The sequence below is a fragment of the Vibrio sp. 03_296 genome, from assembly GCF_002265885.1.
On record NZ_NPKW01000064.1, the window covers coordinates 50,920 to 77,718 of the forward strand.

General features: G+C 46.8%; 22 protein-coding genes and 1 tRNA gene. 8 read left to right on the forward strand and 15 right to left on the reverse strand.

Annotation, left to right across the window (positions count from 1 at the left end):
- Nucleotides 1-97 precede the first annotated feature (97 nt).
- The 7 genes from CIK04_RS07870 to CIK04_RS07900 all read right to left on the reverse strand — a co-directional run bounded on the left by CIK04_RS07870 (nt 98) and on the right by CIK04_RS07900 (nt 5,866).
- Nucleotides 98-1,375, reverse strand: coding sequence for a tetratricopeptide repeat protein (locus CIK04_RS07870; RefSeq protein ID WP_097352375.1), 1,278 nt, complete (start codon nt 1,373-1,375; stop codon nt 98-100).
- Nucleotides 1,375-2,013: an energy transducer TonB gene (locus CIK04_RS07875; RefSeq protein WP_097352374.1), complete on the reverse strand. Its 639-nt coding sequence runs from the start codon at nt 2,011-2,013 to the stop codon at nt 1,375-1,377. The genes CIK04_RS07870 and CIK04_RS07875 overlap by 1 nt, the downstream gene beginning before the upstream one ends.
- Entirely contained in the window at nt 2,013-2,417 is a 405-nt protein-coding gene (locus tag CIK04_RS07880) for a biopolymer transporter ExbD (RefSeq protein ID WP_017422790.1), read from the reverse strand. The genes CIK04_RS07875 and CIK04_RS07880 overlap by 1 nt, the downstream gene beginning before the upstream one ends.
- The gene (locus CIK04_RS07885; protein WP_097352395.1) at nt 2,414-2,971 is read right to left on the reverse strand and encodes a MotA/TolQ/ExbB proton channel family protein; all 558 of its coding nucleotides are present in this window, start codon (nt 2,969-2,971) and stop codon (nt 2,414-2,416) included. The genes CIK04_RS07880 and CIK04_RS07885 overlap by 4 nt, the downstream gene beginning before the upstream one ends.
- A gap of 5 nt (nt 2,972-2,976) precedes the next feature.
- The gene (locus CIK04_RS07890) at nt 2,977-4,344 is read right to left on the reverse strand and encodes a MotA/TolQ/ExbB proton channel family protein (RefSeq protein WP_097352373.1); all 1,368 of its coding nucleotides are present in this window, start codon (nt 4,342-4,344) and stop codon (nt 2,977-2,979) included.
- Nucleotides 4,345-5,112 (reverse strand): DUF3450 domain-containing protein, encoded by a 768-nt coding sequence (locus CIK04_RS07895; protein WP_097352372.1) that lies wholly within the window; start codon nt 5,110-5,112, stop codon nt 4,345-4,347.
- 265 nt (nt 5,113-5,377) lie between these two features.
- On the reverse strand, nt 5,378-5,866 hold the full coding sequence (locus CIK04_RS07900; protein WP_038941090.1) for an NYN domain-containing protein: 489 nt from the start codon (nt 5,864-5,866) through the stop codon (nt 5,378-5,380).
- A 125-nt stretch (nt 5,867-5,991) separates the two neighbouring features.
- Between CIK04_RS07900 and CIK04_RS07905 the strand changes: the two genes are divergently transcribed.
- Nucleotides 5,992-6,423 carry a DUF4174 domain-containing protein gene (locus tag CIK04_RS07905; protein WP_038964548.1) on the forward strand — a complete coding sequence of 144 codons (432 nt, stop codon included), beginning with the start codon at nt 5,992-5,994 and terminating at the stop codon, nt 6,421-6,423.
- 6 nt (nt 6,424-6,429) lie between these two features.
- Here CIK04_RS07905 and cobA read toward each other — a convergent pair whose 3' ends face one another.
- The 4 genes from cobA to nirB all read right to left on the reverse strand — a co-directional run bounded on the left by cobA (nt 6,430) and on the right by nirB (nt 11,274).
- The gene (gene cobA, locus CIK04_RS07910; protein ID WP_026050831.1) at nt 6,430-7,188 is read right to left on the reverse strand and encodes a uroporphyrinogen-III C-methyltransferase; all 759 of its coding nucleotides are present in this window, start codon (nt 7,186-7,188) and stop codon (nt 6,430-6,432) included.
- Nucleotides 7,189-7,364: 176 nt separating this feature from the next.
- Entirely contained in the window at nt 7,365-8,222 is an 858-nt protein-coding gene (locus CIK04_RS07915; protein WP_039537784.1) for a formate/nitrite transporter family protein, read from the reverse strand.
- Between the two features lie 152 nt (nt 8,223-8,374).
- Nucleotides 8,375-8,698 carry a nitrite reductase small subunit NirD gene (nirD, locus tag CIK04_RS07920; protein ID WP_011081328.1) on the reverse strand — a complete coding sequence of 108 codons (324 nt, stop codon included), beginning with the start codon at nt 8,696-8,698 and terminating at the stop codon, nt 8,375-8,377.
- A gap of 14 nt (nt 8,699-8,712) precedes the next feature.
- On the reverse strand, nt 8,713-11,274 hold the full coding sequence (gene nirB / locus CIK04_RS07925) for a nitrite reductase large subunit NirB (RefSeq protein WP_097352371.1): 2,562 nt from the start codon (nt 11,272-11,274) through the stop codon (nt 8,713-8,715).
- A gap of 508 nt (nt 11,275-11,782) precedes the next feature.
- Between nirB and CIK04_RS07930 the strand changes: the two genes are divergently transcribed.
- Nucleotides 11,783-13,327: a PAS domain-containing methyl-accepting chemotaxis protein gene (locus tag CIK04_RS07930; RefSeq protein ID WP_097352370.1), complete on the forward strand. Its 1,545-nt coding sequence runs from the start codon at nt 11,783-11,785 to the stop codon at nt 13,325-13,327.
- A 65-nt stretch (nt 13,328-13,392) separates the two neighbouring features.
- Here the strand turns inward: CIK04_RS07930 and CIK04_RS07935 are convergent, their stop codons facing one another.
- From CIK04_RS07935 to CIK04_RS07950, 4 genes are all read right to left on the reverse strand, one after another.
- Nucleotides 13,393-16,227, reverse strand: coding sequence for a hypothetical protein (locus CIK04_RS07935; protein ID WP_045594672.1), 2,835 nt, complete (start codon nt 16,225-16,227; stop codon nt 13,393-13,395).
- A 234-nt stretch (nt 16,228-16,461) separates the two neighbouring features.
- Nucleotides 16,462-16,535: transfer RNA gene (locus CIK04_RS07940), tRNA-Cys, on the reverse strand.
- Between the two features lie 236 nt (nt 16,536-16,771).
- Nucleotides 16,772-17,014, reverse strand: a complete 243-nt coding sequence (locus CIK04_RS07945) for a hypothetical protein (RefSeq protein WP_017422778.1) — start codon at nt 17,012-17,014, stop codon at nt 16,772-16,774.
- Between the two features lie 228 nt (nt 17,015-17,242).
- Complete coding sequence (locus CIK04_RS07950; protein ID WP_017422777.1) at nt 17,243-17,920, reverse strand: MaoC family dehydratase; 678 nt, start codon at nt 17,918-17,920, stop codon at nt 17,243-17,245.
- 496 nt (nt 17,921-18,416) lie between these two features.
- On the opposite strand from CIK04_RS07950, the gene CIK04_RS07955 reads away from it, so the two are divergent.
- The 6 genes from CIK04_RS07955 to CIK04_RS07980 all read left to right on the forward strand — a co-directional run bounded on the left by CIK04_RS07955 (nt 18,417) and on the right by CIK04_RS07980 (nt 26,781).
- Nucleotides 18,417-22,529 carry a response regulator gene (locus CIK04_RS07955; protein ID WP_097352368.1) on the forward strand — a complete coding sequence of 1,371 codons (4,113 nt, stop codon included), beginning with the start codon at nt 18,417-18,419 and terminating at the stop codon, nt 22,527-22,529.
- Between the two features lies 1 nt (nt 22,530).
- Nucleotides 22,531-23,370, forward strand: coding sequence for a protein-glutamate O-methyltransferase CheR (locus CIK04_RS07960; RefSeq protein WP_011081335.1), 840 nt, complete (start codon nt 22,531-22,533; stop codon nt 23,368-23,370).
- 2 nt (nt 23,371-23,372) lie between these two features.
- Complete coding sequence (locus tag CIK04_RS07965) at nt 23,373-23,954, forward strand: chemotaxis protein CheB (RefSeq protein WP_017422775.1); 582 nt, start codon at nt 23,373-23,375, stop codon at nt 23,952-23,954.
- 2 nt (nt 23,955-23,956) lie between these two features.
- On the forward strand, nt 23,957-24,973 hold the full coding sequence (locus CIK04_RS07970) for a diguanylate cyclase (RefSeq protein ID WP_011081337.1): 1,017 nt from the start codon (nt 23,957-23,959) through the stop codon (nt 24,971-24,973).
- A 229-nt stretch (nt 24,974-25,202) separates the two neighbouring features.
- Nucleotides 25,203-25,937: an IclR family transcriptional regulator gene (locus CIK04_RS07975; RefSeq protein WP_097352394.1), complete on the forward strand. Its 735-nt coding sequence runs from the start codon at nt 25,203-25,205 to the stop codon at nt 25,935-25,937.
- Between the two features lie 7 nt (nt 25,938-25,944).
- Nucleotides 25,945-26,781, forward strand: coding sequence for an arginase (locus CIK04_RS07980; RefSeq protein WP_176463301.1), 837 nt, complete (start codon nt 25,945-25,947; stop codon nt 26,779-26,781).
- The last annotated feature ends 18 nt before the right edge of the window (nt 26,782-26,799 follow it).

The window sequence follows — 26,799 nt, forward strand, 5'->3', positions numbered from 1 at the left end:
CCGTGTTGTAACCTATAACCCATAACGACAAAGAGCGGATATCAAGCCTGAAATGATACCGCTCTTTTTTTATTTCAGCTAAACAGTGAGACGTCAGCTAGGAACGTGAATCGGCGCTTTTGTCGGCGACCGCATTAGTTTGTTGAGTAAGATGCTCGCTTTCGCTTACGTGCTCTCTCTTCGCCTTATTGAGTTTAGATTCAGTGCTTTTCAGTTTGTGACTCAAAAACTTCAACCAAGTTTGCGTCTGCTTTGTGGAACGTAAAGCATCCGCTTTTTTTGCTTGAGCGTACGCCTGATCAATTCTTTCGAGTCGATAGAGCGCATTTATCTTTAGCAACTGCGCGTCGTACTGACGCTGTGGATTGTCCATTTCAGCCAAAGAAATCAGCACTTGTTGATAGCGCTGCAGCTGATTTTCCAATATCGCCACTTCCCACTGGTACTGACTCTCTTGTTTTGCTAGCCGTTGCCAAAATTTGAGCGCTTGCTGCCAATCTTTTGCCGCTTGCCAATACTGGGCTTGCAACTTAATGAGCTTAGGATCTTGTTGTGAGTTCTCGATTCTGGCCAAGGTTTGTGCTGCTTTTTGATAGATACCTTGCGCTGCATACAAATAGGCCAATGATTTCGTTTCCGCCTCGTTGAGTTCAAGCCCTTGTAACTCGATGAGTGTCAGCATATCGAGCGCGGATTTCTCCTGCCCTAGGTTTAAGTAAGCGTTGTAGGCTTGTAGCCACCAGTTTTTATTCGACGGCTCAAGAGCGATGAGCTGCTTGGCCAACGGAATCACGGACTTCCATTGCTCTAACTGAACATGAGCGGCAAGCGCTAGCGAGAGAATCGTTGTATCTGGTTTTTTCTCAACCCGCTGAAACCCTTTTGTCGCAGCAATGGTCTCACGCCAGTTTTCAACACTGTATTGAGCTTGTGCGAGATAACGCCAAATTTCCGCAGCACTCTCGTTTTCAGGCACCTGTTTGAGCAGTTTGTTGAGCTGAGGAATCGCCTTTTTATAATCACCTTGCGTCAGATAGAGTTGCGTCAACATGCGTCGCGTGACCCACTCTTCTTCAAACGTGAATAATTCGAACGATAGCGCTTTCTCTAACGAAGCAATCGAACGCGTGAATTGCTCCGCTTGCCAATAGTAGATCCCCAACAATTTTGACAGCGCTGCGACATCATCCGGTCGAGAGACCTCTGCACTATTGAGCTTAGCGATGGCATCCGCGAGCGCATTATTGTCTGCAAGCTGTTGTGCATTTTGCATCACACGAGCGGTGTACTGGCTGACATTGGTGCCAGAGGCCGCCAGAGCACCGGGTTGCCATAACCATTGGGTGAGCAGTAATGTCAGTATCCGTTTTTTCATCACTGTGCCATCTTAAATTCTATCTTAGTGGTATAGCCGTAAATGGTTTGAGCTTGTCCATCCACAATCTGTGGCTGGTAGCGCCAACGCTTAATTGCATCCATCGCATTTCTCTCAAAAAAACGCACTGGCTGCGCTTCCACCACTTCAATGTTTTTGGTTCGCCCTGTTTCATCAATATCAAATTTGAGTATGACATAGCCTTCAATACGGCGTTTTTTCGCCTTAGCCGGATACACCGCCTCTACCCGGCTCAATGGCATCAACTGTTTGGTGGTATTGGTGGCGTTTTTCGTCGGTGCACTGACCGTCGCAGGGATAGAAACGGCCAAACCACTAACATTAAAGCGCATGTCAATATTAGGCGTCGCAACCTGTGTCGACGTCACTTGCATCGGCGTTTGCGCCATTTTCGGTGTTTCCGGTTGTGGCAGCTCAGGGATCTCGGGCGGCGGCGGTACACTACGCTGCCGTCTCGTGACTTCGGTATCCTGCTCTACCATCACCATGTTGAAACTCAGTGAAGGCGTCTGATTGATCGCTTGCTTTTTGCCGCTATTAACGAGCAACGCCATGGCGGAAAACAAGGCAAAGACCAGCGCTAACGCCACGGGAAATGCGATCGCAAGACGCATCATTACGATTTCTCCGCCGCTAACGCGATGTTTTTCACCCCAGCCGCTTTGGCTGCGTCCATCACTTTCACGACGACGCCATTGTAGGCGTATTCATCCGCTTGAATCACTAGAGAAGCGTCAGGCTGCTCGAGCAACAGGCGTTCAATGCTCGCTTGTACGCGCTCGACGTCCACCATACGTTTATCGATATAGATATCGTTGGCGGCGGTGATCGCAACGAAAATACCCGCATCTTTCTGCGCCGAAACATTAGACGCTTGAGGGCGATTCACTTCAACACCAGACTCACGCACAAATGAACTCGTGACAATAAAGAAAATCAGCATGATAAACACAATATCGAGCATTGAAGTTAGGTCAATTTGTGCTTCGTCGCTTTTACTTTGACGTCTGCCTAATCTCATGCGTCACTCCTCAAAGACTGCTCTAGTTTCACTTCTCGGTTTTGGCACAGTTTTACCAAGCGAGCGTGAACAAACATACCTACTAACGCTGCCACCATGCCCGCCATCGTTGGCAAGGTGGCCAATGAAATACCAGAAGCCATGAGCTTCGGGTTGCTGCTGCCTTGTGTGGCCATCACATCAAACACGGAGATCATGCCTGTCACGGTGCCAAGTAAGCCTAGCATCGGGCAAATGGCCACCAATACTTTGATAAAGGCCAAGTGTTTGAATAACTGTTGATGCGCATCATCTAACCAGGCTTCTCTTTGCGAACGCGCAAACCATGAAAGGTGATCGTGCCGCATTTGCCATTTTTGCAATGTTTCTGCACGTAAACGAGGGTACGCACAGTAGATAAACAGCAATTTTTCGATGGTCAGCAGCCAAAAGGTCACCGCGACCGCCGCTAACCACCAGAGCACTTCTCCGCCTTGTTGCATAAAGGAATAGAGCGCATTCCACCACGAGGATGAAGTCAGTAGTTCTGGCCAAATGTCGGAATGAAGGTCCATGATGATCACGCCGCGTTGCCGACTTTATCCATCGCGGACGTGACGGAAGGTAGCTGCTGCTCTGCTTGTTGTGCCACCAAACCAATGCCTTGCTTTTCGAGGATGCTGCGAATTTCTTCCGCCCAACCGCTGAGCACGTTATGTGCTAGCAATAACGGCATCGCCGCCACTAAGCCGAGCACGGTGGTGACCAAAGCCATCGAGATGCCGCTGGCCATGACTTTGGGATCCCCGTTACCAAATTGGGTGATGACTTGAAAGGTTTCGATCATACCAATCACGGTACCAAGCAGCCCCAACATCGGTGCCAACGCTGCCAACAGTTTGAGCATCGAAAGCCCTTTTTCCAGCCCGGTTTGCTCATCCACTATGGTCTCTAACAAGCGCAGCTCTAGAGCTTCGACACTGCGTGGCTTGTCTTTGTCATACACCGCCAGAACACGGCCTAGCGGATTGTTACCTAACTGGTTCGGCTGTTTGAGTTGAAGACGAATTTTGCTCTTGGTGGTCAGCAGCAAAATACCACGATACAAGGCAATAATGAGCCCCACCGCAAGCAAGGCAAAGATCACTTTGCCAACCACGCCACCCGCAGCGAAGCGATCGGCAAGGCTTGGCGAATGTGCGTATTGCTCGAGCAGCCCCCCGCGAGTGGGATCAATCAACACAGGTACCATTGAAATCGCGTGCTGTGAACGAAGCGTGTCGAGTGTCGGCGTGCCTTCAGGCAGTTTGGCATAAGGAATCGCGAAACCTTTGTCGCTCTTCCAGTTGACGTAACCTTGCGGTGCAAGCAAAGCGAAATTCCCTAACGCTATAACGTCAGTGGGTTCAACCGCACCTTCAGTATTGATAAGGTTAACTTGAAGCGCTCGCATTTCACCGCTTGCCACAATTTGTTGCTGCATCACATGCCAAAGCGTTTTAAGTTGTGCGATATCGGGCAGCGATTGTGCCACGACAATTTGATCGACCGTTCCAACTTGCTCTGTTTGTCCAATCGCGGTGACTGCGTCATTGAGATCGGCTTTTAGTTCTTTCGCATGCTGTCGAACAACACCAAATAACTCGCCAAGCGAACCCGTTTCGACACGAAGCTCTTCCTCTAAGTGTGACAAGGTCACTTCGTTATCACTGAACTGGCTAGAAAGCTGCGCGTTTTTCTCTTCCAACGTCGATTTTTGCTGTTCGAGTTGGCGCTTTAACTCAGCCAATTGCTGCTCTTGGCTGAGAAACGCATTTTCACGCTGTTGGTTTTCTGCCTGTTGTTGGCGGCTTTCTTGCGTTGCTTTTGGCACTAGTTGTGTTTGAGCAAATGATGGGAGGCTCAACGAAACGAGTAAAGCGAGTGAGAGTAATCGACATTTGTTCATTTACTTAGCCTCCGCTGTCGCTAAAGCAACGGGCATATTCAACATCGCGGGCGCGACTTTTTGAGCGGCAATGTCAAACGCACGATTGATATCCGTGCTAGGAATGGTCGTTAGCGATAACCAGTGACGTTGGGTTTGATCCCAATACCAGAACTGATTGGCATTGAGAGTGCGAGCAATAAGCGACACGCGCCCCAGATGCAGTTGCTCCACCTCTATCTGCTTACCATCGGCGAGCGTAATAGGAGCTTGGTAGGCAGACAACTTGCTGCCGTAATCCAGTTCAATTTGATACGCCTCTAGAATGCGGCGAAACTTCTCTGCATCCGCCACATCAGCGCGAACCATCATCTGTTCCAGTTTTTCAATACGCTCTTGGCGTTGCTGCCATTTGATCGGCATGTCTTGATTGATGTCTGTTTTGAGCGTGTCCAGCATGTCATACATTAGCGGTACAATGCCCTGACGAGTCACTTGAATGTCTTGAATCTGTTTTGCTAGGCTGCTCTTTTCTTGTTCTTGATTGGCAATCATGCTGGTCAAGTGACGCTGATAGAGCTCTAGGTTACGAACTTCTTCCTTTAGGATTTCAATCTCTGCTTGCAGTAACTGACTTTTATCGGCGCTCGCGTTAATGACGCTTTGGCTCTTACTGGCCGCGGTATGAGTACGATTTTGAATTTTCTGTGCTTGTTCAAGGTCGTTACTCATCGCGCCAGAACTTACGACCCAAAGAAGTAACGCAGCACCTGCTTTATATCCAGACATAGACGTTTTTGTTACCTAAAGTGACTACCAAAACAATAAATGATATTTATTCGTATTATCAATGCGCCGCATTGTAACGGAATTTTCTCGCAATACCAAATCGTATGAATAGTAAATCTGTGTTTATTTTGCCATCGCCTGAGCATGGTCGGCTGATCGGCTTTAGCAGCGTGAGTGACGCGAAAACAGTGCCGCGCTAATCCTGGAAAAGCAGTATCAAAAAACAGCCGCTACAAACCTGACCTAAAAGTGGCTTGTCCCTATTTTAAGGCAAAAGTAACTCATCTTCGATTGGGATATATCTGTCCACGACCGCTTGGAGGTTTTGCGCTGTTAAGCCCGGCACGCCATAAACCGTGACCTTTTTTCCAAACTTTTGCTGAATGCGCTCAACAAGGATTTCGAAATCGCCGTCGCCAGATAATAAAATGACCTCATCCACCATTGGCGCATACTCAAAAGCGTCCAACGCGAGGCCCACATCCCAATCCCCTTTTGCACTGCCATCCCAGCGTTGAATAAAAGGCTTCAGTTTTACGTCAAAACCAATACCCCGCAAAATATGGTGAAACTGACGTTGACCCGGATCCTTACTTGAAATCGCATAAGCATGAGCGACCACAACTTGTTTATCCTGAGTAGCCGACTGCCAAAAACGGTTGTAATCGAAATGTTTGCGGTACTTTTCTTTGCAGGTGTAATAAATATTTTGAACGTCGACAAAAATCGCCACTTTACTGGTCATAACACGCATTTACTCTCTAAAAAATGTAGCCCTAACCCTATTCGATAGCCGGTGAAAAAGCGAGGCGAAAAACGAAATTAATCCATTTAGCTATGCTTACGTATAGTAAGTAAAACATCTTACGAGGGAGCGGTATGCGTTATTGGTCGATCGTCTTCATTTTATTCAGTGCTCTGGCTCATTCGTATCCGGCTGATTCCGAAAAATGGCAGCACAGGAGCATTCTGTTTTTCGCACCGTCTCATGATCAGTATGTTCAACAATTTTTGCTGGAAACACTGATGGAGGAGTGCGCCTTGCAAGAGCGCGACATCGTTACCTTGGTCATCAAAGAAGATGGCAGCACTGTCCCCACTTGGGCACAAGACGCCTTTGATTTCGGTGTACTCAATGCGTTTTATGATATCCCGAAAGGTCAACACACGGGGGTATTGGTCGGCAAAGATGGACGGGAGAAGTTGCGTTGGGGCGAAAAGACAGATTGGACCTTGTTGAAAAAGGTGATTGACCAAATGCCTCTTCGCCAGCAAGAAATGCAGCGGAACCCAAGCCGCTGTGCAATATAAATGGGGTTAAAACCACTTGAGTTTGTCGTGCAGCGAAGTCACGCTGCCAACCACGATCAAAGCGGGACTGATTGCTTGAGTTGCCAATTCAGGGAGTTGTGTTAGGCTGCCCGTCAATACACGCTGTTCGCGACGGGTGCCATTTTCAATAATCGCGCACGACGTTGACGCATCCAAACCGTTTTCAAGCAGTTTCTCCGCGATATAACGGCACTGCTTTAACCCCATATAAAACACCAAAGTGTTGTTGGCTTGCGCCAATGATGGCCACTCTATCTCTTTGCCATCTTTTTGGATGTGCCCAGTAATAAACTGCACACTTTGCGCGTGATCTCTGTGGGTAAGCGGAATGCCAGCATAAGCCGTTGCCCCCGCTGCCGCCGTGATGCCCGGTACCACTTCAAAACGCACACCATGTTCCGCTAACTCTTCAAGCTCTTCCCCACCACGGCCGAAGATGAACGAGTCGCCCCCTTTCAAGCGAACCACGCGTTTTCCTTCCAATGCTTTTGTCACCAAAATTTGGTTGATCTCTTCTTGCGGAACACAATGAAAATCGAGTTTTTTGCCTACGTAGATCATTTCCGCCTTTTCGTTGGCTAACGCGAGAATTTCCGGTGAAACCAAACGGTCGTATACCACCACTTCCGCTTGTTGAATCACTCGGTAACCCTTGACCGTGAGCAAATCCGGATCGCCAGGGCCCGCGCCGACAAGAGAAACAAAACCTTGATTTTGCAATGAGGATAAAGAAGTTAGCGTCATGGTTGAGCCTATTGAATAAATTTGATGATAAAGAGTACCACTCAGCGCCTCTCTGTGAGGGAAATGTTTACTTTTTATCAGCAAAACGAGTGAATGATGGTTGCTGTGTTCGAGATTTTCGCAGTGCTGAATCAGGTGAATCGTCGCCCTGAGGGAACACCTCAGGGCGAAATAGATTATTTGATGCTCAGTGCAGGTTCTGCATTGATTTCAGTTTGCTTTTCAGTCACATCAATTGCTGGGGCTGTTTTCGCATGAGTCAGGTACAGAGGAATACAAGTGAACAGCAAGCCACCTACGATGTTACCAAGAATGGTTGGGATCAGGTTGAAGTTCAACCAAGTCGCGATACCAAAATCCGCACCCAGCATCATACCTAGCGGGAACAGGAACATGTTCACCACCGCGTGCTCGAAAACCAACGCAAAGAAGATAAAGATAGGTAGCCACATTGCCGCAATTTTACCTGCAACAGTACGTGCAGAAAGGTTGCCAATCACGCCTAGACACACCATCAAGTTACACAGAATACCGCGCACAAAACAGGTGATCCAACCATCAGCACCAAGGTTTTCAAAACCGACTGTACGAGCAGTCGCTGCCTTGATAAAGGTTTGACCGACAGCATTTGGCTCAACACTGAAGTTCATGGTTAGCGACAGCGCAATTAAACCCGCAACAAGCAGTGAACCAATCAAGTTACCCAGACCAACAAGGCCCCAACAACGTAAAATACGGCCCCAAGTAATACCCGGACGGTTTTCAAATTTCGCTAACGGTGCAAGGCCAAAAACACCTGTCACCAAGTCGTAACCCATCAGGCTCAGGATACAGAAACCCACAGGGAACACTAACGCGCCCACAATGCCAATGCCTGTTTGCGTAATGGCTGTAATCGCCACCACAACCGCCAACGACAGAATGATGCCTGCCATCATACCGCGTAAAACCAAATCGCGGGTCGAGGTTTTTACTTTCGCTTCACCAACATCAATCATGGTTTGTACGAATTCTGCAGGTCTTAAGTCAGACATAATGCGTCCCTTTATAAAAGTTAAAATTAAAAGTGAAAGATTGAATAGAGAAAGGCTTCCTGTTCTATATCGTCTTTTCCCTACAAAAATCCGTTAAGGGAACAAGAAACCTTTGTACTATTGAATCTCGTATCAGCTTACCTAACGCCTAGCTAAGCCGAGATTTCGACAATGCCGTTATTGACGCGTGCTTGATACGCTTTGATGTTAAAGCGTTCATCTTCCATACACGCACCGGTTGCCAAGTTAAAGCGCTGCTTTTTCAGTGGACTCGCTACCCAAAGTTCACCTTTGTGCTCAGCAATCAAACCACGAGACAGCACGTTTGAGCGTGCGAATGGGTCCATGTTACTGATCGCAAACACCTGCTCTTCTTCACTTGGTCTGAACAGCGCAATTTGCTGCCCATTGACCAAGGCACAAACGCCGGTACCAGGAATAATGTCGTTAATGTCGCATACTTGTTCAAAAGCCATGTTTGCTTCTCCTATTATTCCGTTACCGCTACGTGCAAGATGTCACCTTTCAACTCTGGGTGTTTCTCTGCAAACGTTGCTGGGCGATGTTGTTGACGCTCTGAAACAAACACGACGTTTTCATCACGCTTGTCTGAGTTAATAAAGTGCGCAAAGCGTGTTAGCTGAGCTTCGTCGTTAATGGTTTCATTCCATTCACAGCGATACGCTTCCACCAATTTCGCGATGTCCGCTTCCAACTGTGCATTGATGCCTAATTTGTCTTCAACAATCACTTGGCGTAGGTAGTCCACACCACCTTCCATGTTGCCTAGCCACACAGAGGTGCGTTGCAGTGGCGCAGAAGTGCGGATGTAGAACATCATGAAACGGTCGATGTATTTGATCAGCGTTTCTTGGTCTAGATCGCTAGCCAGCAAATCGGCGTGACGAGGCTTCATACCGCCATTGCCACACACGTACATGTTCCAGCCTGCATCTGTGGCGATAATACCGAGGTCTTTACCCTGTGCTTCAGCACATTCACGCGTACAGCCTGATACGCCAAATTTCATCTTGTGCGGAGTGCGGATGCCTTTGTAACGGTTCTCAATAAACACGCCAAGACCGACTGAATCTTGAACACCGTAACGACACCAGGTTGAACCAACACAGGTCTTCGCCATACGCAGTGCTTTGGCATACGCTTGACCAGTTTCATAGCCAGCGGCAATCAGTTTTTTCCAGATAGCTGGAAGGTCATCTTTTTGCGCACCAAACAGACCAATACGTTGTGCACCCGTTACTTTGGTGTAGAGATTGTATTCCGCCGCCACTTCAGCCAACACTTTTAGTGCCTGTGGCGTCACTTCACCACCCGCCATACGTGGGATCACCGAATATGTGCCGTCTTTTTGCATGTTGCCAAGGAAGTTATCGTTGGTGTCGTGCAGCTTCACTAACTGAGGCTTCAGGATGTGCTCACCCCAGCATGACGCCAAAATTGACCCCACCGCCGGCTTACACACTTCACAGCCATAGCCTTTGCCATGTTTTGCCAACAGTTCATCAAAGGTTTTGATCTCTTCGATGCGAATGAGGTGGAACAGCTCTTGGCGAGAGTATGCGAAGTGCTCACAGATATCGCTTTTCACTTCAACGCCCGCTTTTGCAAGCTCAGCGTTTAGTACTGACGTGACCAGCGGAATACAACCGCCACAGCCAGTGCCTGCACCGGTCACTGCTTTGATGTCGCCGATGGTGTGATGGCCGTCAGCCACCGCTTGCGCGATTTTGCCTTTAGTCACATCGAAACACGAACAGATCACCGCAGAATCTGGCAATGAATCTGCGCCGAGTTTTGGCTTCTCGGCACCAGCGTGCGCTGGCAGGATCAAAGTATCTGGATGCTGTGGTAGCTCAATTTCATTCAACATCAGTTGCAGTAAGTCACCGTAATCCGACGTGTCACCTACCATTACTGCGCCAAGTAGTTTCTTGTTGTCTGCTGAAACGATCAAACGTTTGTAGACTTCAAGCTCTTCGTTTTGATAAACGTAGCTCTTACAACCAGGTGTACGACCATTCGCATCGCCAATCGACCCTACTTTGACACCCAGCAGTTTGAGCTTGGCAGACATATCCGCCCCTTCAAACTTGCTGTCAACGTTGCCTAGCAGGTGATCCACGGCAACGGTGGCCATTTTATAGCCCGGCGCAACCAGTCCATAGAACATCTTATTCCATGACGCACATTCACCAATGGCGTAGATATTGCTGTCTGTGGTTTGGCAGTGGTCGTTAATTTCAATACCGCCACGAGGTGCGATACCCAGACCCATTTGGCGAGCCAATTTGTCTTGAGGACGGATACCCGCAGAGAACACGATGAAGTCAGTCTCAAGCTCAGTGTCATCGGCAAAGCGCATCACATTGCGTGCTTGTTCGCCTTCTGCTGCGATTTCCAAGGTGTTTTTGCTGGTATGAACTTTCACGCCCATACGTTCGATTTTTTGACGAAGTTGATCACCACCCGCTTGATCAAGCTGTTCAGCCATCAGTTTAGAGGCAAACTCGACAACGTGTGTTTCCATTCCGAGTGCTTTCAGCGCACCAGCCGCTTCCAAACCAAGCAAACCGCCGCCAATCACCACACCACTTTTACTCTTCTTCGCACATGCTTCGATGGCTTTAAGATCTTCGATGGTACGGTAAACAAAGCAATCTTTGCTCTCATTACCTTTGATTGGTGGAACAAATGGGAAAGAACCTGTTGCAAGAATCAGCTTATCGTATTGAATTTCACGGCCCGAACTCGAATACACCGTTTGTTTTTCACGGTTAATATTGATCGCGCGCTCACCTAACAACACTTTGATCGCGTGCTTTTCATAAAAGCCGGTTTTCACCAATAAGAGTTCATCTGCAGTGTGATGTGAGAAATAAGAAGAGAGATGGACGCGATCGTACGCGACGCGTGGCTCTTCACAAAATACGGTGATGTCGTATTGAGAAACATCCGTTTTATCAACCAGATCTTCGATATAACGGTGGCCGACCATCCCGTTACCAACAATCACTAGCTTCAACTTGCTCATAATACTTCCTAAGGGTTAGGTTCTTATCTGAGCGCATTGTTAATTATGAAAGAAAATGAAAATATGATGTAAATCAATTACGAAATTAAACTACTCTAAAGGGGTAGACACTTTAGGGTTAGATGAATAAACCCTTGAAAATGTAGGGTCGGACGCTTTTTATACCAAAATGTACAACGATATTTAGAAAAGAAGATCGTATTAAAGCAAATTTTGTGTAATATTTTTTCACACTTTATCCCATCTTATTGGCCGCCAATGATCAAAAGCGAACAATTGATACGATCGACATCACGATACTAATGTAACAATTTGTTTCAAGTGTTCTATTTTTCACACCGAGTTGAAGCGAATCACCTTTTAATAATCATTTTGTTAATATCTCTAAAGCTTTGATTCAGGTCATAAATACAACGATTATTCGAGCTGTATCATATGCACTGGTGTATTCATAAGCACCTTTCCACGACTTGCTCTATCACACATTCTAAGAGAAATAATAATCAAAATGACCACCCAATCTACGCTCAACAAACGCTATTCAGAACGTGCCAATTTGATCTCAACCACCAACCCAGACAGCATCATTACTTACGCTAACGACGAGTTTTGTGATATTGCCGGGTTCTCACAGCAGGAGTTAGTTGGCAATCCTCATAACATGGTCCGTCACCCTGATATGCCAAAGCAAGCTTTTGCTCAGTTGTGGCAATACTTACGCTCTGGAAAAAGCTGGATGGGGTTAGTGAAAAACCAATGCAGTGATGACAAACATTACTGGGTTTCAGCATTCGTTACACCGATCAAAAGTGCAGATGGCGACATCATTGAATTTCAATCCGTCCGTTCTAAACCAAGCGCAGAACAAGTGGAACGAGCACAGGCGCTTTACGATCAGCTACGAGCGAATAAACATCGTGCAAAACCAAGGCTCACTTTCCACCACCTTTCTACGCTTGGTTCCTTTGCGACTGCGGGCTTAATTTTTGCTGGCACACTCACCGCTTCTAACGTCTTGCTCACTCTAAGCGGGGGTTGTGCTTTACTGTTGGGGGCTAACGCTCTCTACCAAGCGAAACGATTTGGCAATCTTCAAACCCTAGCTCACGACGCCTATCATAATCCCCTCATGGAGAAGCCTTATACCAATCACTTTGACGATTACTCACAAATCGAGTTGGCGTTAATGATGAAAAAGGCGGAACTGCGCGCGGTGACGGCTCGTGCCACTGAAACTTCCGGCGGAATTCTGATCTCAGCAGAAGAGGAGTTTGCCACCATTCAGTCCATCGGTGCCAGCTTGGATCAACAATGCCATGAAACGCAGCAAGTGGCCGCCGCCGTTGAGGAACTGACTCATTCAATCAATGAGGTCGCGAATGCGGCGTCTGCCGCGTCCATGCTCACGGAAGAAGCTAATGAGGCGTCTCAAACGGGCTTGGAGAGCATTGGAACCACCATACGAGTGGTGGATGCCATGGCCAAAGAACTGGAACACTCTAAAGCCGTGATTGAGCAGTTATCGAACCATACACAGAAAATCGACAGTATTTTAGAAGTGATCACCACCATCTCTGAACAGACTAATTTGCTGGCATTAAATGCTGCGATTGAAGCCGCACGCGCTGGAGAGGCAGGCCGTGGCTTTGCCGTAGTCGCCGATGAAGTCCGAAATTTGGCCTCTAAAACGGGCAGCAGTGCCAATGAGATCCATGCAATGATCAATCAGCTTCAAACAACGGCCAAACAGGCAGTGGAAGCGATGAATACGGGGTTTGATTTGTCTCAGGATTGTAAGAAACAAGCCGATGCAACAGGCGATGTTCTTTCCGTTATTCGTGATAAGTTGGACGCGGTAACAGACAGCAGTCATCAAATCGCCACTGCAGTAGAGCAACAAGCCAGCGTAACGCAAGAGATCAATCGCAACATCGTCAACATTAAGCAGCTCGCCGACGATACGTCTCAGTCGTCCCACAGCTCTGTGCAACGCACTAGCCACTTAGTGGACAGCATTGAAGACTTACAGCGTTTAATGAAACAGTTTGTCTAACCTTTTTGGTGCAAGAGCAAACAAGGCAGCGTAACGCTGCCTTGTTTATTGGTTCTAGTGGCGATTTAAAACTGCCCCGCCACCGAGAAGAAGAACTGATCTTTACCCAGTTCCGAATCAAAGCCATGAGCATATCCTAAGGTGATCGGTAGCACGAGATTGTATCCCAGACGCGTTTCAACCGTGACTGACAAACCCGCTCCACTCAGCTGATTTCGACTTGTTTGTTCACTCCAAGCCGTCCCTGAGTCGGCGAACACCGAAGCTGAAATATCACCCAAACCAATTGGGTAAAGCCCCCAGTTGCGCTCAACGCGTGCTAACCACGTGGTTGCCGTGAGTCGCTGTGTGAAATAACGATCGCCTCGTTGAACGTTTTCATCATAACCTCTTAGAGACTGTGACTCGCGGCCAAACAGAGCATGTTCGTCACTTTGATCAGAGCCACCCAAACGGAAAGGCTTGGCTTTTTCGTCCGCATAGCCACCCGCAAGGCGAAGTGACAGCGTGCTTCTTCCCGGCAAATCGAATGTCATTTGCCACTGCGCCTGAAATTTCTCCCCTCGGTAGTCACTGCTTAACCAGTCGTTAGTTTCCACAACCGCATCGAGGTAATGCCCCCAACCTACTCCTGGCACATTAAGATAGCTTTCGCGATTATCAAAAGTAACGGCCAAACCCACCAAGCTTTCTTCTTGATCTCGATACGGAGTGATCGCACCAAAAGATGGCGCTTTTGCTTCTGAGTCTTTATCCCAATAAACACCTGCGGCAACACTGAGTTGGTCTTCAAAAGCCGTAAAGATGTGATTGCGTTGGAGCAACGCACTGTCACTTTGTTCTATTCGATAGGTCTCTGCCGAACCTTGCTTGAACGTGGTGAAATCGTGTGTACGCGATGCTTGAACGAGCCAACGCGAATCATACAAATAGCCCAGATTGAACTGTGCAAGATCGTTTTCAAAATCCCATGACAAACCCAATTGATATTGATGACGACTTAATGCATCAGCACCGTTAATGATGAAACCAGCTAATTTTTGATTCTCATCTTGTGCAGCAATCGGCAACCACGTTCTTGGGCGCAAGCTGGACCAAGGAGAGTAGTCACTGATCTCGCTTTTTTCCGCTACCTGCTCAACAGGATCGGCATAATGATATTGGCCATCTTTGTCGGCAACCGTGAAAGTGGTCACTGCAACCCTGTCTGATTTTTCTTTCAAGGTATAGCCGTCGGCATCATACGATTGATAAACAAAACCTGAATCACGGTGAGTTTGTGGTGTAAATGCGCCACCAACTTCACGAGTCAACTGCTTTATTTCGCCAGATTCTATGTCGAGCGAGTAGATGTTAAACACCCCATCATAGTCGGCACTAAACAGCACTTCACCTTCTGGGGTAAACGCCGGTGAATTTTCGACAGCACGGGATTGCGTTAGCGGAGTCCATTGCAACGCGGTTAAGTCAAATTTTTCAAGGTTCCAACCTTCACTCGATCGTTTAACACTCGCCACGATAAAACGACCATCATGAGACACTGCAAATCCACCCAATACGTCACCAATCGTGCCTTGCCAAATTTGCTGACCGCTTTCTGCTTGTCGTGCAGTCATTAACCACAGTTCACTGAGACCATTCACCTTACGTGTAGCTAAGTAACGCTGGCCATCAGGGAGCCATTTAGCGCTGCGAAAACGCTGCTTCTCTGTCAACGCTTGCCAACGATCATCTTGATAAAGATAAACATCGCTCAGCACTCGGCCATCGGCATAAGCGATAGAACGCGTCGCCAGCACCCCACTTTGAGGATGGAAATCGAGCGAGTTGATGTTTTTCGTTTTAGTCAGTGAGGCTCCCACGCGCTCATCACTGCCATCGTCCAACAACCTCAGTTCACTCGCATCCTCACCATTGTCGACGTTAACCAAAACACCATTGTCCGTTGCGGTAAACACTTGCATAAATGGGGCGGTGTATTTCCCCTCACCAATGACGGCTTGCTCCATCATGGTGGCAAGATCGCCTTGGTATTTCTCATAAATATGAGCTTGGAAATCAGACCAAAGCTGTTCAAAATCCTTCCCAAAGGTTTTTCTCGCCGTGCTGTTGAGCAAAAAGAACGGGATAAGCTTGCGGCTGTAACCCTGCAAAAACTCTTGCACCTTCGCATCACCATAGGTATCAGCTAGGTATTGTACGAAATAGGCTCCGTACAAATAGTTATAGCCTAGCGGCCATTCTCTTGCCGCCACGGCAACTTGGTTGAGATCTTTCACGTCACCAGAGGCGACTTCCATTCTCATTTCCATGTCATAACCAGAGCCTTGCAAGCGTCCATAGCCAGCTTGTTCATTGGTTTCCAGATAAACCGCCAGCCCTTCCAGCATAAAAGAAGGCGTCATGAGATGAGGATAAAGAAATGGGTTGCGACCAAATATTTTACGAAAAACGTTGACCGCGCCGCCGCCCATTTCCATGTGCATGATATGCGCGTACTCATGCTTAATGAGTAGATGCATCCACTCATCGTTATTTTCCAAGCCATTTGCTTCATCTGGTGGACTCATAATCAAACGAATTTGTGGATATGGCACCACCGTCGCCCAACCGTTTGAATAGTCCACCTCATCGACCAACACCAATTCTGTTTTTTCTTTCGGCTCGTAACCAAAGTATGGCACCAACTCTTTATGTGATTGTTCGGCGAGATCAAGCGCTCTTGCGGCTTGCTTTTCATGACCATTTCTAAAGTGGATAACAAAATGATCTGTCGATTGAGTTAACCATGTCTCGTTTGCTTGATCCCAAGCGACAGATTGAGCATAAGCTTGCGAAGGAGTCCCTACCCCAAAAGCGAATAGCGCGGCAAGTGAAAGTGCGAGCGGCGTATATTTCATAGATAATTTTCCATCAGTGCACATAGATAAAATGAATAGAACCAAGTTAATGTACACTGTTTTATTGATTATTCACGTCCCTATTTGTATGGGAATGTATAGAGCAATCAAAAAGATGACAACGTGCGAGCCCCTAAGAGTAGAGCAAACTCTCATGAATCACTGGAAAAAAGAAAAAGATGAAAAGTGCTGAAATGCAAAAAGCCGACACTCAGTGTCGGCTTTTCTAAATAATGGAGGCGCGTCCCGGAGTCGAACCGAGGTCCACGGATTTGCAATCCGCTGCATAGCCCCTCTGCCAACGCGCCTTACTGTGTTGCCCGCGCTTGTCTCGGGAACGGGGTGCACTTTAACGTATTCTCATGAGAGATCAACTAATAATTTCGTTTCTTTGTGTTGATTGGACAATATCGGATCGATTTGTTGCTTTGTCATACAAAGTGGTTTTTAAGCAGACAGCTCTCTCTTATCTAGTCTCTAGTCTCTAGTCTCTAGTCTCTAGTCTCTAGTAATCATGATTTTCCTCCATTCCATCCGAAGTTCATCACTTCGATTGCCAACGATCTAAAAAATATTTTCCGTAAACCACTTCCGTTTGCATGTGAAAAAACAGCAACGCGCCCACCACGACCAGAAATCCCCAATTGAAATAGCGATTCACTTTCGCTCTCACCCGTATATCGAACACGGCCAATTGTATGCCCACAAGTATGAAAGGGTAACTTAGGATCAACAGTAGCAACCATCCCAGGTGGGACGAAATGGCCATGGGTTCCAAACCGATCATATGTACTCCTTGATATAAGTCACTGCTTTGGAGCGTATCAGTTTGAAATTTGGAAATTTTGTAACTTGCAGGCAGTTACGAACAAAGACTGAGTAAAAAACGCACTAATTTAATGCATTCTCAGTATGGGGACATCAGGTTGACGTAACGAGAAATCGGAAGCCAAGAAAAACGGCAACAAAAAAGAGCGCTTTGAGCGCTCTTTATAGAATCGAAAGAACCAAAGATTTAAAAATGGAGCTGAATAACGGAAACCACAACGGCAGCAGGACGACGAACACCTTCGATCTCCACTTTGATTTCCCGCTCTATCTCTAACCCTTTTTTAATTGGGGTCACTTTGGTTAGCGTGCTTGAAGCGCGTAAGTTATTACCCGATTTCACCGGGTATGGGAAACGCACTTGGTTCAAGCCAATATTCACAACCATCTTCGCCGTCGGGAAGAGGTTATTGTCAGGATTAACTGAATCGGTCAACTTCGGCAATAGAGCTAATGTTAAAAAGCCATGAGCGATGGTGGTTTTGAATGGCGACTCTACTGCTGCACGCTCAGGATCCGTATGAATCCATTGCATGTCTTCTGTCACCAATCCAAATTGATTGATTCGCTCTTGATCAACATGAATCCAATCACCAACATGAATCACTTGACCTATTTTTTCACTTAACTCGTTGTAAACAAGCTGCGCTTCTGGTTTGAGTACGATCGGCTCAGGCAATGACACTTCTTCATTCACCGCAGGCTGCTGATGATCGCGTACTTTCGAGAAAAGAAAACTTCCTTGCGCCTTTCCTAGAAAATCACCCCAGTACTCACGAAGAGTTGGAGACATCCAATTAATAAACTCAGAATGATGCGCAGAGAATGCGTCGACTTTGTCTTTAAATAGATTTGTGACTTTCATAAAAACCTTGGTTCATAATCTTCAAACTGGCTATACCAGTTAATTTTGAATTACTTCACATAACCTTGCAAATACTTTCGGGCGCACAACTGTTATCTCAAAGTCAAATAATCCATTAAAAACATAATGATACAAATAAAACGCCATTTTATTGCTATTAGGCAATACGAGTAAAAACTCTAGTTTTATTTACTATTTTGCGTATTTTTGTGCGGTCACAAGTATGCCAAGCCCCTTTCATCACCAAATAATTGCCTTCAAATAACGTGCCAATCAGCGAGCGGGCTGCTTTCATCCTGTAAACAAGGTAAAAACCGCTTTGATTAACCCAATATTACTCGCACATTCGAGTTCACATATTGAGAATTTTATCAAGTAGTTATTGATTTGAGATACAGAAAACCAGATCCTTATCAAGCCTCGTTGCATGCGTAATTGAACGGATGTCCAAGATAATAGAAACTTGTTGTATAACAGTAATTATAGTGATGTTGAAATGATTAGCTTTGCGGACTTACGTATTCGTCCTAAATTGATTGCCCTCTTAATAATTTTTGGCATTTTACCCATGGTTTGCGTCACCCTTTTCAGTGGCCGCATGGCATCGGAAGCCCTGATAAAAAAATCCTTCCAAGAGCTGCTTGCCATTCAGACACTAAGAAGCGCCTCGATTGATACCTTTTTTGAAAAACGATTACTCGATATTGGTACGTTGGCTGGCACAGACGAGCTGCGCGATTTCGCTACGGGGTTAACAACAGGCGTTAGCGTCAACTACTCGATTGAAGAAGTCGAAGACTCTGTGATCAGCTCTTTCACCAGCGCCTACGATTACAATGACTTTTTCTTACTCTCTCCAGACAAAGGAAAGATCCTCTACGCTCTGCACGATAAGAGCCGCATCAACGCAAACAGCTTAAGCTACGAAAACACCGATCCGTCACTGGCGAAAGTGTGGGCCAAAACCGTGGCAAAGAGCACAACGTATTTTACTGATTTTGTAAAAAGCAAAGCGGCACAAGGGCAATATGTTGCCTACTTTTCTGCCCCAATCCTCGATCACGACGGCAATTTGATTGCCATTGCAGCCATGCAAGTTTCCCCACAGTTGGTGACGAAAATTGTCGACTCACGAGTCGGTATGGGTGAAACGGGCGAATCGTACCTTTTGGGTCTCGACGCCACCAGCAATCAATTTACCCTGCGCTCTGACATCGTTACCATGGGCAATGGCCGCTATGTGGTCGGCTTTAGACTTGGCTACGATCTCGACTATTGGACAGATGCGCGTTCAGCAGGTGACACTGGAGGCCAAGGCACATACATCGACAGTGCTGGCCGCCCTGTTTTGGTCACATTTAACCGCATTCAAGTACCTGGTTACGATTGGTATTTGATCTCAAAGATTAACCAAGATGAAGTCACCACGCCGATTACTCGCATCTATCAAGCGCTGACTATTATTACTGCGATGATTTTTGTACTGATCTGCTTTGTTGCGATCAAATTCTCCAACTCCGTGACTTCACCCTTGTTGGCCAGTATGGATTTCGCGCAGCACATTGCCAAAGGAAAGCTCGACGCCTCGCTGACCATTGATAGAAAAGATGAACTCGGTGAGTTAGGTCGCTCACTTAATAACATGGCCTCACAGTTGCGTGATCTTGATTGGCTGAAATCAGGGAAAGAAACGCTAGATAATGAACTTCGTGGCGATATTGAATTGAGCGAGCTTTCTAACCGATTTATTCGTTTTTTCACACGTCATCTAAATGCACAATTGGGTGCCTTCTATCTCTTCGAGAACGGGCAGCTTGAGTTGAATGCTTCTTACGCGTTTTCTGATCGCTCCGGTAACTTCAATCGCATTCAACTTGGCGAAGGAATGGTTGGCCAAGCCAGCTTAGAGCAACAAGTGATTGCGTTTAACCACGTTACAGACGAGGCACCCGTTTACAACTTCGCAGCAGGCGATAGCGTGCCAACGCATTTCTTGGCCATTCCACTGTGTGTGGATAAGCAGCTGATCGGTACAGTCTTACTCGGCGCTTTCCATGAATTCTCCCCTATTCAGAGACGCTTTATTAATGAAGTCGTAGGCAATTTGGCTATCGTTTTCAACGCCACAAAAGCGCGTTTGGTGATTAAATCCCTGCTTGAAGAGACACAGCAGCAAAAAGCACATCTCAGCAAAGCGAATGAAGATCTCGAAGCGCAAACACAGGCACTGCGCGTCTCAGAAGAAGAACTGCAAGCGCAGCAAGAAGAACTTCGCGTCACCAACGAAGAGCTAGAAGAGCAAACCAAAGTTCTGCGCGCCTCTGAAGCAGAGCTGCAAGCGCAACAAGAAGAACTGCGTGTGACCAACGAAGAGTTGGAAGAGCGCACTAAAGCGCTAGAATCACAACAAGTAGAAATGAAGGAGAAAAACGAGGCTCTGCATCAGGCGCAACTTGTTGTCGAAGAGAAAGCCAAAGAGTTGGAAATTGCCAGCAAATATAAGTCTGAGTTTTTGGCCAACATGTCCCATGAACTTCGTACTCCGTTAAACAGCATCCTTATTTTGTCTCAGTTGTTTGCCAATAACAAAGACGGCAACTTAACAGCGAAGCAGATTGAATCGGCCAAAGCCATTAACTCATCAGGCTCAGACCTTCTCTCGCTAATCAATGAAATTCTTGACCTATCAAAGGTCGAGGCTGGCAAGATCGATCTGCACATTGAAGATGTGCCCCTACAAACGGTGGAACAAGATCTTCTGAGACTTTATCAAGACATCGCCGATGATAAAGGTTTGGACTTCCAAGTGATTTGTGCACCAAACTTGCCCCAAACGCTCGAAACAGATGCCCAGCGTTTACAACAAATCTTGCGTAACTTACTGACTAACGCCTTCAAATTCACACACGAAGGTGCCGTGACATTGAATATGGCTTTGCCTTCTCCTGAACAAGCGAAACTGCTCGATAAACCTCGTGAAGCGTTGATCGCGTTCTCTGTCAAAGACGACGGCATTGGCATTAAACAAGAGCAGCAGTTGGCTATCTTCCAAGCCTTCCAGCAAGCCGATGGCAGTACTAGTCGTAAATATGGCGGTACAGGGCTAGGTCTGTCGATTTCGAAAGAGTTGACGCATTTACTTGGCGGACGTATTCACCTCAAGAGCGAAGAAGGAAAAGGCAGCATCTTTACGGTGATCTTCCCTACGCGTTATGAAGTCAAAGAGCCTGAATCGCAACCGAGCCTATCGCCGATTAGCTTAGCCCCAATGGAGCCAATGGACGTTGTTGAACGTCAAGAGCCAACGCCTCCCGCTCAAGATGTTCCCTCTGTTGAAAAAGAGCCCATTCCCCAATTGAATGGATTCAAAAAGGTGGACAGCATCAAACAGGACAACGATAGCTATGTCGAAGATGACCGACAAACCGTGGTGCCAGAAGATCGTACTTTGTTGATCATTGAAGATGATCGCGCCTTCGCCAGCGTTATGCGTGATTTTGGCCGCGAGCGTGGCTTCAAATGCATAGTGGCAGAAACCGGAGAAACAGGCTTGCACTTTGCTCAGTACTACAAGCCCAGCGCCATCATTCTTGATATTGGCCTTCCCGGCATCGATGGCTGGACCGTCATGGAGCGACTCAAAGAAAACCCTGAGACGCGCCATATCCCGGTTCATTTTATGTCTGCCAATGACGCAAACCTCGATGCGCTGCGCATGGGAGCAATTGGCTACCTAACCAAACCAGTCGATATGAAAAAGCTCGAAAAAGCGTTTGGCAATATCGAAGATATTCTCTCTAAACCCGTAAAACGTTTGTTGGTGGTTGAAGATGACGCCATCCAACAAGAGTCTATTCGCCAGCTAATCGGTGAAGACGACATTCATATCGTGGCGGTTCCAACCGGGGAAAAAGCACTCGAAGAATTGGAGTCCAATCGCTATGACTGCATGGTGTTGGATCTGGGCTTGGAAGACATGACCGGATTTGAGCTACTTGAACGTATTCGTCGAAGTGAAACCGCGGCTCGAGTACCGATTATCGTCTACACCGGACGCGAACTAAGTAAAGAAGAAGAGCGCGAACTCAATCGCTATGCAGAGAGCATTATTATCAAAGGAGTGAAGTCGCCAGAGCGTCTTTTGGATGAGTCAGCCCTCTTCCTGCACCGCGTAGAAGCTAACTTGCCTAGTGAGCAACGCGGTATTTTAAGAGCCGTGCACAACAAAGAGTCCGTCTTAACGGGCAAGAAAGTCTTGCTGGTGGACGATGATATGAGAAACGTCTTCGCGCTATCGAGCATTCTTGAAGACAAAGGAATGGACATCGTCATTGCACGCGATGGCATAGAGAGCCTAGACAAGCTCAAAGAAAATCCTGACATCGATGTGGTGCTCATGGACATCATGATGCCGAAGATGGACGGTTACGAAGCAATGGAAGAGATCCGCAAACAAAAAGTGTATGAAAAGCTGCCTGTCATTGCTTTAACGGCGAAAGCCATGAAAGGCGACAGAAGCAAGTGCATCGAAGCGGGCGCAAGTGATTATTTAGCGAAACCGGTAAATACCGATAAGTTACTTTCAATGTTAAGAGTTTGGTTGTACTGATATGGAAAGCGTCACTGAATTGTCAAACGAACAACTGGAAATTCAGTTGTTACTTGAAGCGATATACCGCAAATATGGCTACGATTTTCGTGAGTATTCGCTGGCCCATACCAAGCGTCGATTAGAGTATCGACGCGCCATCGAGGGCATGTCGAATTATTCTCAAATGCAACACAAAGTGATCAATGAGCCGCGGTTCTTCGACCAAATGCTGTTGGACTTATCCATCAACGTCACCGAAATGTTCCGAGACCCTTGGTTCTATCGACGTGTGCGTGAGGTGATCATCCCGCACTTGCAAACCTACCCTTTTGTCAAAGTGTGGCATGCCGGCTGCTCTGCTGGGCAAGAAGTGTACTCCATGGGCATTTTGTTGGAAGAAGAAGGCATGAAGGATCGCGCGCAAGTCTACGCGACCGATTTCAACGAAGCGATTTTAGAGAAAGCCAAGCAAGGCATTTACCCGATGGACCTGATTCGTCAGTACACAGCCAACTACCAAGCTGCCGGGGGAAGCGCTTCGTTTTCCGACTACTACACGGCTGATTACGACAGCGTAATCATGAAGACAGCCCTGAGAGAGAAAACTTTGTTTACCCCTCACAATTTGGCGACCGATGGCGTTTTTGGGGAAATGAATGTTATATTCTGCCGAAATGTATTGATCTACTTTAATCGTGAGCTTCAAGACCGAGTTTTTCGTCTGTTTTACGACAGTTTGATGCCGGGGGGCTTCTTATGTCTTGGCTCTAAAGAATCGATGCGTTTTTCTTCGATCGCGGACAAGTTTGATCTGGTCTCCGAAAAAGAAAAGATCTATCGCAAGAAACGGATAAGGTAAGCATGGATTGTTGCAGGCACAAATATGAAGCTGTTGTAATCGGGGCATCCGCTGGAGGATTGGCAGCCGTTGCAACGGTATTACAGCAACTTAAGGATTCATTTTGTATCCCTATTTTGTTGGTTCAGCATATCAGTGCCTCTCCTGAGAGTTACATTGCCGCCCACTTTGATAGCAAGAGCCATTTGTCGGTCCATGAAGCAGAAGACAAGCAGCCAATCAAAAATGGCAACATGTACATCGCACCACCCAATTACCATATGATGATTGAGACCGATGGTTGTATCGCACTGTCGGTCGATCCGCCCGTCAATTTTTCACGACCCTCCATCGACGTGCTGTTCGAAACGGCGGCTGATTACTATAGAAACGCGTTGATCGGTATCGTACTGACGGGGGCCAATTCCGACGGTGCCTTAGGTCTCAAAAAAATCAAAACACTGGGTGGACTAACCCTAGTCCAATCCATTGATAGTGCAGAAGCGAAAGCCATGCCTGCCGCGGCCATGGCTGCCGTTGATGTCGACCACGTCCTTTCTTTGGAAGAGATTGGTCATTACTTAAATACTTTATGTGATTGCTGAACATGCCTGATAAACCAACCCTACTCATCGTTGATGACAAAATCGAAAACCTACTGACTTTAGAAGGTTTACTAGAATGCTTTGATGTCAATTTGGTGCGTGCCACGTCAGGCGAAGAAGCGCTTGCCCACACCTTAGATCACGACTTTGCCCTGGTCTTGCTTGATGTACAAATGCCAAACATGAATGGCTTTGAAGTCGCCGAGTTAATGCGTGGGAATCGTAAGACGCGCAATATCCCAATTATCTTTGTCACTGCGGCATCCAAAGCCGATGAACACATTTTTAAAGGGTATGAGCATGGCGCTGTCGATTACTTATTAAAACCGCTGAACACACTGGTGTTTCAAAGTAAGGTGCGTGTTTTTCTCGAGCTTTACGAGCAGCGACATGCACTTAAGAAAAAAACCTTAGAGTTCGATCAGAAATTGGCCGAATTGGAAGAGTTGCAGCAGCAACTCGAAGAGACCAACGAACAACTATTGTTGCTGTCAACCACTGACAGTTTGACCGGCCTGAATAACCGTCGTCGTTTTGAAGAAATATTCCAAGACGAATGGCACCGCTCACAACGTTCAAGTGTCCCTATTTCGATGATCATTTTTGACATAGACCACTTTAAGAAATACAACGACACCTTTGGTCATCAACAAGGCGATGAGTGCTTACGTATGATTGCTGAAGCCATTCGTAGCATGAAGCTTCGCTGCCTCGACAAAATCGCGCGTATTGGTGGTGAAGAGTTTGCCGTTATATTGCCTGAAACAGAAATGGAAGGCGCAAAACACGTTGCCAACCGCATTCGCACCACGATAGAAGAGTTAAGTATCACCCATAGCCATCATGCAACATTGCCATACGTAACGGCGAGTCTCGGCGTTTGCTCCATCGTGCCAGAAATAGACACCAACCCAAGGTTGCTTCTGAAGAAAGCCGACGAAGCGTTATATCGCGCCAAACGTACTGGCCGAAATCGCATTGCCGAAGCGCAGTTTGACGAGTTGTACGAGCAGATCTAACTCGCGTTTTCAACGGTGTACATTAGGGGCTGCGGCCCCTTTTCTATGTTTCTTTCTCTTCTCATTTCTTTGTCTATCCATCGCAACTCTGGTCACTCCCGCTTTTTACCTTAACTTACTTCCTTATAATAAATTCTCACCATTCGAGAAAAAGATAGATTTATTTCATTCCTTTTCCTATCTAATAAGAATTATATTTGTGTTATAGATTTGTACACGATAAAAAATGATGAAAGACAACAAGATGAACGCCAATCAGGTTAATGAGAAAACCCTACAACTGCTGATGCAGGTCGCGGTGAACGACGAGCCCATTTCAGCCAAGACCTTAAGTGAACAGCTTGCTGTTCCGCTCAGCAGCTTGTATCGCCATTTAAAGCTCCTAAAAGAGTGGAACCTGATTGAAGAAAGTGCCCATGAAAAAACCTTTATCGTGGGACCCGCCGCGTTACTTTTGATGCGTAGTTACCAAACGTCTCAGCACAGTCTTGAATCTGTCGAGACAATTTTGGCGCGTTTGCAGCATCAAACCGGCGAGTTGGCGGCGTACATGGTGCCCGTGGGTTATCGCGCTTTGTGCGTTCGTCAAAAAGAGAGTATGCAGGCGCTACGCTGTAGCTACGTCCAGGGTCAAAGTCAACCTCTACTGCGTGGCGCCTCATCGAAAGTCATGTTGGCCTTCATGCCACCTGAACGATGTGAAAGGATTTTACGCTACTTCGGTCAAGAAGCTCGTTTAAATCAGTGGCAAACCGAATTAGAGATAATTCGTAAAAACGGTTATGCCGTCAGCACATCAGAAATCGATCCCGGCGTGTCTGGCATCAGCGCCCCGGTAATGAAAGGAAGTAAATTGATCGGAGCGGTTTCCGTCATGGCTCCAGCTCATCGAGTTGAAGCGGATAAGCAGCGTATCATTTTACATGTTTTGCAGGCAGCGAGAGCGCTTCCACCAGAAAGGTAATGCAGTCATGTTAGGCTTTTTCAAACGCAATCAAAAGAACCATACTGTTCAACATCATCACTATCCGTACTCGTTTATCACCGTCAGCGAGTACATCAAACCGATGACAGTAGTAGAGTTTGAATCTGCCCAACAGAGCTTAGAAAACGCAAGCGAATGGCTTTATCAGAGTCATCAAAAGCGCAATATTGCGTTGTGCGCACATTTTAGCCATCACGATATTGAAAACGGTCATTATCAAGAAACGTTGAGCCAAATGGTCTCACGCCATGCGATCCCTGTCGTGTTGACCAATTGCCATGAAACCCTGCTCTCTGCCCTACCCGTCGTACTGGCAGGACATGAAGAGGTTGGTTTAATGGACATCAACCACAATATGGGACTGAAATCGACGCTGAATGTGAAGTTAGGTTCCGCCTACCATTTTGCGCTCACTCGCTATCCAAACAGCCGGGCGTTTTTTGTTGGCGTCAGTCAAGAATCAACCGCAAACGAGCTGTTTGAGTACGCGGAAGATCTTGGGTCCAATTGGCTTACGGAAAAAGAGTTTTCGTTCCGTCATCGTTATGATGTAAAAGAGCAAATTGGTAACTTTATCGACCATTGTGACAAGCTCGTTCTTTCTATCGATTTGGCTTCTCTTGTCACCAAAGCCAATATCGATAATCACCATACTCTTGATATTCAAATGGTACTGAGAACGCTGCGCCAATGTATTGTATCTGGCAAAGTGTCACTCATTCAGTTGATTGGCTCTCGCGATGGCTTGATTTTCTCAAGAGAGTGCAAAGCGATCTTAGAAGAGTTGGAGCAACTTACCGAGTTTGCCCATCATGCAGCCTAAAAAAAATCACCCTCGCGG